We start from the raw sequence: 912 nt of genomic DNA on the forward strand, positions 1-912 counted from the left end.
ATTACTCGACGATCGAAGCGACGATACCGGCGCCGACGGTGCGGCCGCCTTCGCGGATTGCGAAGCGCAGCTTTTCTTCCATCGCGATCGGAACGATCAGCTCGACGGCAACCGTGACGTTGTCGCCAGGCATAACCATCTCCGTGCCTTCCGGCAGCGTCACGATGCCCGTCACGTCGGTCGTGCGGAAGTAGAACTGCGGACGGTAGTTGGTGAAGAACGGCGTATGACGGCCACCCTCTTCCTTCGTCAGGATGTAGGCTTCTGCCATGAACTTCTTGTGCGGCTTGACCGAACCCGGCTTGCACAGGATCTGGCCACGCTCGACGCCGTCACGGTTCACACCGCGAACCAGTGCGCCGATGTTGTCGCCGGCCTGGCCCTGATCGAGCAGCTTGCGGAACATTTCAACGCCGGTCACCGTCGTCTTCGAGGTCGCGCGGATGCCGACGATCTCGACTTCTTCGCCAACCTTGACAATGCCACGCTCGACGCGGCCGGTCACAACCGTACCACGGCCCGAGATCGAGAACACGTCTTCGATCGGCATCAGGAACGGCTGGTCGATCGGGCGCTCAGGCGTCGGGATGTAGGAATCAACCGCTGCCATCAGCTCGCGGATCGCGTCTTCGCCGATCTTCTTGTCGGAATCTTCAAGAGCAGCAAGTGCCGAACCCTTGACCACCGGGATATCGTCGCCCGGGAAGTCGTAGGACGACAGAAGTTCGCGAACTTCGAGCTCGACCAGTTCGAGAAGCTCGGCGTCGTCAACCTGGTCGACCTTGTTCAGGAACACAACGATCGCCGGAACGCCGACCTGGCGGGCCAGCAGAATGTGTTCGCGCGTCTGCGGCATCGGGCCGTCAGCAGCCGAGCAAACCAGGATCGCGCCGTCCATCTGGGCAGCACCGG

Annotated in this window: 1 protein-coding gene; it reads right to left on the reverse strand. The window is 62.0% G+C overall.

Annotated features, from left to right (window positions below):
- Position 1: 1 nt before the first annotated feature.
- A partial coding sequence (tuf, locus tag CO666_RS33410; RefSeq protein ID WP_097616205.1) for an elongation factor Tu occupies positions 2-912 on the reverse strand: 911 nt, incomplete at its 5' end.

This window comes from Rhizobium chutanense (genome assembly GCF_002531935.1).
Classification (GTDB): Bacteria; Pseudomonadota; Alphaproteobacteria; order Rhizobiales; family Rhizobiaceae; genus Rhizobium; species Rhizobium chutanense.